We start from the raw sequence: 7901 nt of genomic DNA, 5'->3' as shown, positions 1-7901 counted from the left end.
AGATAAATGTCCTAAGGGACACTTTAAGTGTATGCTGGAAATTAAACCGGAAGTGGTATATGGTAAAATTATAAGTTATTTTAATAAAAAAAATCACGAATTATAAAAAATTGAATTTATGGAGGGGCAATTAATGAATTGCCCCTCCATAAATTCAATTTTTTATAATTCGTGATTTTTTTAATTAAAATAACTTATAATTTTACCATATACAACTTCTGGCTTAATCTCTAGCATACACTTAAAGTGCCCTTTAGGACATTTCTCCCCTCCATGTAATCCACAAGGTCTACAATCTAAACTATTATTTTCTAATACCACTGAATTTTTTGACCATGGGAAGAATCCTAGCTCCCTAGTCGTAGCTCCAAAAATAGCTACTATATATAAGTTTTCAAAAGCCGAAGCTATGTGTATAGGAGAACTGTCATTTGTAACTATTATATCACTTCGCCTACAAAGTTCCGCCACATCTAAAAGACTTGTTTTTCCCATTAAATTTATTATATTTTTGTTCGTATACATATTAAGCATCGATTCTTCTTGCCCTCCAATAAGGACAACTCTATATTCGCTTACCTTTACTAGTTTTTTTAGAAGTTCATCGAAATATTCTAACGGCCACCTCTTGGTAAACCATTTACTTCCAGGTGCAACTAAAATTATTTTTTTTCCCTCTAAGTTATTCTTTTTCCATATCTCTTCTATCTTTTGTTTTTCTATCTCACTGGGATAGAGAGATAATTTATCATCAGTAAAGTTATCTACTTCTACAAATGAAAGTAATTTTTCTACCTCATGTTTTGATTTATCATAGTGAATCTTTTTAGTTAATAAAAAACCTCCACTAGCATTATCATATCCACTCCTTGTAGGAGCACCAGTCAACCACCCTAAGATAGAACTTCTCAAATATCTATGAGGAATTATCACCTCATCAAATCCTTTATAGTTAAGTCTTTTCCCTAATAGATAAAGCCCCCTAAGTCCTCTATGAGCCCCTCTCTTATCATAAGCTATAATTTCCTCTAAATCTGGATTGTTTTTTAGTACACTAGCTCCTGCTGGAGTCGTTACATAAGTTATACTGCAACCTTCATCTATATATTCAGCCTTTAATTTCTTTATTAGAGGAGTTGATAAAATTATATCTCCAATAAATGCTGTATGAATTATTAATATTTTTTGCAAATTAAAGCCTCCTCTCTCTTCTTATTTTTGTTCGTATACATAATTATAACATATTTAATAAAATACACAAAAGGAGAAAGAAATTCTTTCTCCTTTTCACTTATTAATACTTTTTATTTACATACCTAACTATCATTTCATCTATTATAGGTAGGATTCTTTCAGGTGTTATTAACTCATATTCCACTTTAGAAGTTTCTGGTTTTTTTATATTTAGACTCCTAATAACATCATTTGGTTCTATCCCACGATGTCTGTCATTGGCATTAGATAACCATTCTTTCTTCTCTGCTCTAGGTGAAAATATAGCAAAACTAGGTATATCAAGCCCTTGAGCTATATGCCTAGGTCCACCTTCATTTCCTATAAACATATCACAGTTTGATAGTAACATAGCTAATTCTCTTATAGATTTAGTTTCTATATCGGAAAAAATATCTGTCCTATTTCCTAATTCTTGGTGCATATTTTTTGCAAATTCCTTCTCTGCTGGTGAATAATAAAATATTCCTTGAGCGTTATATTTATCCAGTAGATTTATTATCATTTTTTTCATATTTTCAGAATTCCATATTTTTTCAGGTCTTCTACTGTTTATAGCAAAAGCAAAAATAGGTTTGTTAAAATTTACCCCAGCCTCTATCATCCTATCTTTCAATTTATTCTTTTCATTGTCTGCCAATACGACCCTATATGTAGTATCATATTTTATGTCTATTCCAGCTTCTTCCAATGGCTTTAACATATGTAAAAATTTATCTACCTTATCACGAGATACCTCCGGCTCTTTTACCGAATGAGTATAGGTATATCCTCTTTTAGGTTTCCACCTTCCTATACGATATTCTGCTGATCTACCTAATAGTGTAAATAACTCAGATTTAGGAGTAGACATAATATCTATTATGATGTCATATTTTAATCTAGTTACCTTCCATACCTTAGCTAGATATTTCAAAGGATTTTTTCTTTCTTCCTTAGTTATAGATATTACATTATCTATTGCAGGATGACCTTTAAATAAAGGCGCTATATGATCATAGACCACATAATCTATCCTAGCACCTGGATAAGTTTTTCTTAACGATTCACATATAGGAGTAGCCAAAAGTGAATCACCTATTTGTTTAAATCTTACTATTAATATTTTTTTCATATTTTCTCTCCTATATTTTCCAGCCTTGATCTCTCTTCTTTTTCTTCCATTTTTTTATTTTTTCAATATATTTATTTTTTTTACTATACTTTACAAAGTAAGCGGTATAATACCAAATATTTTTAGGATAATTAAATAATTCAACACCATCTAATTCACATATGAGAACTAAAAGATCTTCTGAGAATGTTAATACTTCATAATATTTTCTATATTCTCCAAACCAATATTTTTTTCCTTGTGTATCAATAGTTCTCAACTTACCATCTTTCATCATAAAGTTAGAAGTATTTGCATCACCATGATAATGTTTAGATTTATGTAATCTTTTTAAAAATTTTACCGCTGTAAATATATCTTCTTTTTCTAATGGTATTCCTTCCACGTATTCCATAACTAAATAACTATCCACAATCATTCCATTTTTTCTTTTGACAATTGTCATTAATGGTTTTACAAATTCCTCGAATCCATATTCATCGATTAAAGCATTTATATTGTTTAACGTTGAAAATGATTCTCCGCCTTTAAACATAGTAAAAAATTTTCTTTGAGGAATACGATGCTCATTTCTAGGAGATTTTAATATATATTTTTTATTTTCATACTCTATTCCAACAACATAATTTCGTTTAGTAACCTTAAATTTTTGAAACACTTTAATGTCATTATCAACAATATTTTTTCCTAACTTTAAAAGGTTTTTATCTTTTTCTAAATAAAATATTTTATTATTCTTATATTCAATTCTACTTATCATCATTATTTTCCTCTTTTATTATTTCTTTTTTATCAAAAGTTTTACTTAAGCCTATTCCTACAAAAAATAAAACGATTTCATTTATTCGTCTCATATGAAGTGTTGTTTCACTTAATCCAACTAATTGTAAAAATAATATCATTATCAATCCTGTTTCTAAAAAACTATTTCTATTATTATGTCTCCATCTTTTAAATAACTCTATAAACCCTATAATAAAAATTAATATATATGCTAACGCCCCTTGAATCCCTGTTCCTCTTAACATATCTAGAAAATTATCATGAGAGTGTATACGAACAAAATAGGCATAAAAAATTTCTCTTTCTTTTATATCTTTTGGCCACTTTTTTATTTTTTTATTCTTTATATCAAAATATTCTTTATATTTATCACTATAATTTAATTTTATAGAATCATTTCTATAATTTCTAAATCCAGCACCTAGCATAGGACTTGTTTTAAAAATTCTTATTGAATTTCTATAGATCTCTTTTCTAGAGTTATTGCTTCCATTTTTTGAAGATGTTATAGTCTCTAATCGTTCTTTTATATTAAGCATTACCTCTTTTTTATTCGGAACAAGTATAGTTCCGATTGTAAAAATTAAAAGTAACAATATTAACTTTTTTTTATTAAAATTTAACCCTATAGTTATAAATATAAGAAACACAGCTACAAGCCAATTCATTCTAGTACTGTTAGCTACCAATAACGGTATATACATAAATATTATAGATCCATTAACAACCTCTAACATTTTATTTGTTTCCTTAAAATACCTTTGTAAATGATAGAGTATAAAAAAAGAAACTGCATAACCATATATAAAAATATCATATCCTGCTGAAAACCTTCGAGTTATAGTAAATTTCATTTTATAGAATTCTATCCATCCGAATATTAAAAATAACAAACTAACACTTAAAAATATATAGTTTAATAATTTTAAAGAATTCTTCTCTAGTCTAATTTGGGTTAAGGCAATCATTAATCCAAAATAAGCAAACATATATCTTATTATTGTTAAAGAATCATTAGCTGTTGGCTTCAAATTAATAAATATAGAACCAAACATTATAGCTAATAAAACTAATATGGTTTTTAGATTTTTATTGATATAAACTTCTCTAGTCAATAAGATTCTTAGCATTATAAATATAAATAGTGAATGTTCCAACGTTTTTAAAGCTCCACTATTCTTAATTAACAAAAACGGGAATAACATTACAACTATCAAAATTAAAGTACTTAATAGTTTAATTGTTTTTGTTTTTATTTTTATTTTTGTTTTTTCCATTTTAACTCCTATTCATTAATTTTATTAGAGATACTTCAAAGTTTTCAACTGAAATATTATTCAATTCATAGGTCCCATAATCACTATTTTTAATTATGTTACACGGTTTACTAACTTCAATATAACTTAATATTTCAACTTCATTGAATTTATTGTGATAAAATCTTGTTTTTTTATTTCCTCCAAAGAAACAAATTATTTTTTTATTAAATCCAAAAGCTAAATTATATAAACCGGAATCATATCCAATATATAAATCTGAATTTTGAATTTCATCAATGGTTTCCTCTAAAGATAATTTATTGACAAAATTCTTTAATTTAGGAAATTCAATTTCTAGTTTTTTGGAAATTTTAAATTCTAACTCACCTTTTCCAATTAAAGTAATCTGTTTTTTTGGATATAATTCATAAATTTTATCTATATATTCTTTTGTTCTTTTAATATCAATTATTCTTGTTTTTGAATTTGCTCCTACTCCAATAACAATATTATAGTTAGAATTTTCATTTTTCATTTTCTTTTCCAAATCTGGTTTTAGTTCTTCTAATTTAAAAGTTTTATCAAAATATTCATTGGCAAAACTAACACAATCTTCTAAAACGTATTTATCACCCATTTTTATGACTTGAGTTAATAATTTATTTGTTTCAGGGTGATATATATTATTAAATCCTATTTTTTCTTTACATTTTAAATATCTTATAAATTCATCTTGGATATCAAATTCCAAATGAATTACTTTTTCAATATTTAAATTAGTTAGTTTTTTTATTAATTTAATTCTTTTTATTAATTTTGTTCTTTCGTCATCTGATCTTAAAATTACATTATAGCCAAATATTTTAAAAAACTCATATGAATTTTTAGAAGCTAATATATAAATGTTATCATAAATTTTTGCCTCTTTTTCAACTATCATATCTAATAATTTTTGCCTTACTACGGCGTCTCCCATTCCATCAGTTGAACTTATGAGTAGAGACTTTTCGCTATTTTTATAATGTTCTTCAAAATAATTAAATAAAAATAATATTTTTATTAAAAATTCTCTTATCTCTTGTTTTAAATAGCTTGTCTTTAAAAATTTTGGTTTTTTCATAGAGTCCCCTTTATCTCTCAAGAATTAATTTTTCATACTCTTTTATAACTTTTTCTTTGTTAAACTCTTCTACTCTTATTTTTAATTTCTCATTATATTTTTCTTTTTGATTTAATCCCTCTAATATACCTTTAGCTAACCCTTCTATATTACCTACTTCTACTAATATACCGCAATTGCCATTATCCAATATTTCTCTAGGACCAGTAGGACAGTCACTGGATACAACTACTGTATTCACTATCATAGCCTCTATTAATACTGTTGGTAACCCTTCATATTTCGAACTATGAACAAATAAATCAGCATTTTTAATCCAAATATATGGATTTTTTTGCTGCCCCAATAATTTCACTTCTTCTTCTAAATTTAATTCTATAATTTGATCTTCTATTTCTTTTCTAGAGGGCCCATCTCCTACTATATATAATTTTTTATTAAATCCTTCATTTTTTAATTCTTTAAATGCTTTTAATAGTGTAGGATAATCTTTTTGAACATTGTCCAATCTTGATACTGAGACAATATAATTCTCTTTTAACATCTCTTTTTCTTTTTTAGATAGATGGGAATCATTCTCAGCTAAATTTTTAATTCTTTCAAAATTAAATGGATTATATATCCTTGTTACCTTTCCCTTTAAATATGGGAATATAGTTTCCGTTTCTATCTTCATATCATCACATATAGCTACAACAATATCGTAATTATTTAGCCTTTTTCCAAACCTATCTATTTTAGATTTTTTTTTCTTTAATTTAGGTATAGAGTTATGTAACCATGCTACCTTCTTCAACCCTTTAATTTTATGAATATCTTTAGATAATCCATTATCAAAATCTACCAAGACTTCTGCTTCATTTTCTTTTAAAAACTTCATTAAATTTTTATTTCTAATATACCTTTCCACTTGCATCATAAGATTATATCCAATTTTATGCATAATATTTTTTTTATTTTCTCTTAATTTTTTAGTCTTTTGTAAAATGTTTTCTGGAATTAAATAAGTTATTTTTATTTCCTTTGGAATATCTTTTTCAAATATATTTTCTTCTTTAAATTCATCTTCTATTAATAATTTAATATCAAATTTTTTTAAATCTATATTTTGTAGCACTTCTACTAAAACTCTTTCAAGTCCACCCATTCTAAGGCTTCCACTATGAAATATAATTTTCTTCTTCATCTTTACCTCTCCATTATTTTAATATTTCTATAAATTGACTCATAATCTGGGTTGTTGAAAAATCTAAAACCCTTTCATCAGAATTTTTTTTATAATTTTCTAATATTTCTTTATTTTTTAATACTTCATATGTTAATTCACTAAATTCTTCTATGTTTCCTAATTCTATTATTCCACCATTCTTTCCATCTTCCAATATTTCTTTTGGACCTGTAGGACAGTCATATGCTATTACCGGTGTTCCACAAGCCATAGATTCAATAAATACCGTTGGTAACCCTTCTCCATATGATGGGTGTAAAAATAATGTTGCATTTCTCATCCAGATGTATGGATTAGATTTTTGTCCCACCAAAAAAACATCTTTTTTTAAATTAAGTTTTTCAATTAATTTTTCTAATTTTTCCTTTTCAGGACCTTCACCTAGTATATATAGCTTTTCTTGAATACCTAATTTTTTTAACTTTGCATATATCTTTATAAGATCCTCTCGTCCTTTTCCATGAACTAATCTAGATACTCCAATCAAATAGTTTTCCTTTATCATATGTTTTTCTTCATTATCAAGACTATCAATGTCTTTCGACATGGTTACTATCTCATCTATATTTAAAGGATTATAGAGTCTTACACCTTTTTCTATTTCTGCCGGATAGACTTCTCTGAGTTCTTCCGTCATCTCATCACAAATTGTTACCAATTTATCATATCCTTTTAACCTTTCTCTCAATCTTTCCCTTTTTTTCCCTTTTCTTGCTGCAATACTATAATGAAACCATCCTATTTTTTTTGAAGTTTTTATTGTACCTAAATATTTCCCTAAACTCATATCAAAATCAACAACTACATCAATATCGTTATTTTTCTGAAAAAAAGATTTCAAAAATATTTTCATTTGAATTTTCTCTATCTCCCTCATCACTTGATAAATTATATTACAAAATATATTTTTCCTTTTCGATGACATTTTTTCTCTAAAATTAACCATTCCCTCACTTTTAATAAAAGTGCACTTTAAGTTTTTAGGAAGGTCTTTATACAAAATATTTTTTTTAGGATCATTTTCTTTTATCAGTAATTCTATGTCTAAATTTTCTTGGGCACTTAATGCATGAAGATATCTCGTCAACACTTTTTCTATTCCACCCATAAATAATTGTCCATTGTATATCAATACTTTTTTTTTCATATTATTTCTCCTAAAAT

The 7901-nt window shown here is 26.3% G+C and carries 7 protein-coding genes; all 7 read right to left on the bottom strand.

Features of this window, described 5'->3' with window-relative positions:
- Nucleotides 1-180: 180 nt before the first annotated feature.
- The 7 genes from WBG30_RS03240 to WBG30_RS03210 all read right to left on the bottom strand — a co-directional run bounded on the left by WBG30_RS03240 (nucleotide 181) and on the right by WBG30_RS03210 (nucleotide 7884).
- Nucleotides 181-1191 (bottom strand): glycosyltransferase family 9 protein, encoded by a 1011-nt coding sequence (locus WBG30_RS03240; RefSeq protein ID WP_424503209.1) that lies wholly within the window; start codon nucleotides 1189-1191, stop codon nucleotides 181-183.
- A 103-nt stretch (nucleotides 1192-1294) separates the two neighbouring features.
- Nucleotides 1295-2347: a glycosyltransferase family 9 protein gene (locus WBG30_RS03235; protein WP_424503208.1), complete on the bottom strand. Its 1053-nt coding sequence runs from the start codon at nucleotides 2345-2347 to the stop codon at nucleotides 1295-1297.
- 10 nt (nucleotides 2348-2357) lie between these two features.
- Nucleotides 2358-3110, bottom strand: coding sequence for a lipopolysaccharide core heptose(II) kinase RfaY (locus tag WBG30_RS03230; protein WP_424503207.1), 753 nt, complete (start codon nucleotides 3108-3110; stop codon nucleotides 2358-2360).
- A complete protein-coding gene (locus WBG30_RS03225; protein WP_424503206.1) occupies nucleotides 3097-4407 on the bottom strand; it encodes an O-antigen ligase family protein in 1311 nt (436 codons plus the stop codon). Before WBG30_RS03225 ends, WBG30_RS03230 begins: the two co-directional genes overlap by 14 nt.
- 1 nt (nucleotide 4408) lies before the next feature.
- Entirely contained in the window at nucleotides 4409-5509 is a 1101-nt protein-coding gene (locus WBG30_RS03220; protein ID WP_424503205.1) for a glycosyltransferase family 9 protein, read from the bottom strand.
- A 10-nt stretch (nucleotides 5510-5519) separates the two neighbouring features.
- On the bottom strand, nucleotides 5520-6695 hold the full coding sequence (locus WBG30_RS03215) for a glycosyltransferase (protein WP_424503204.1): 1176 nt from the start codon (nucleotides 6693-6695) through the stop codon (nucleotides 5520-5522).
- Between the two features lie 13 nt (nucleotides 6696-6708).
- Nucleotides 6709-7884, bottom strand: coding sequence for a glycosyltransferase (locus WBG30_RS03210; protein ID WP_424503203.1), 1176 nt, complete (start codon nucleotides 7882-7884; stop codon nucleotides 6709-6711).
- Nucleotides 7885-7901: the final 17 nt, after the last annotated feature.

The sequence above is a fragment of the Psychrilyobacter sp. genome (assembly GCF_049671765.1).
Taxonomy (GTDB): domain Bacteria; phylum Fusobacteriota; class Fusobacteriia; order Fusobacteriales; family Fusobacteriaceae; genus Psychrilyobacter.
Note: the sequence above shows the minus strand (reverse complement) of the source record. Positions and strands in the feature narration are given on the sequence as shown.

Excerpts from the sequence above, each read along its gene's own strand:
- WBG30_RS03235 (WP_424503208.1), bottom strand. The coding sequence starts at position 2,347 with ATGAAAAAAATATTAATAGTAAGATTTAAACAAATAGGTGATTCACTT.
- WBG30_RS03230 (WP_424503207.1), bottom strand. The coding sequence starts at position 3,110 with ATGATGATAAGTAGAATTGAATATAAGAATAATAAAATATTTTATTTA.
- WBG30_RS03225 (WP_424503206.1), bottom strand. The coding sequence starts at position 4,407 with ATGGAAAAAACAAAAATAAAAATAAAAACAAAAACAATTAAACTATTA.
- WBG30_RS03220 (WP_424503205.1), bottom strand. The coding sequence starts at position 5,509 with ATGAAAAAACCAAAATTTTTAAAGACAAGCTATTTAAAACAAGAGATA.
- WBG30_RS03215 (WP_424503204.1), bottom strand. The coding sequence starts at position 6,695 with ATGAAGAAGAAAATTATATTTCATAGTGGAAGCCTTAGAATGGGTGGA.
- WBG30_RS03210 (WP_424503203.1), bottom strand. The coding sequence starts at position 7,884 with ATGAAAAAAAAAGTATTGATATACAATGGACAATTATTTATGGGTGGA.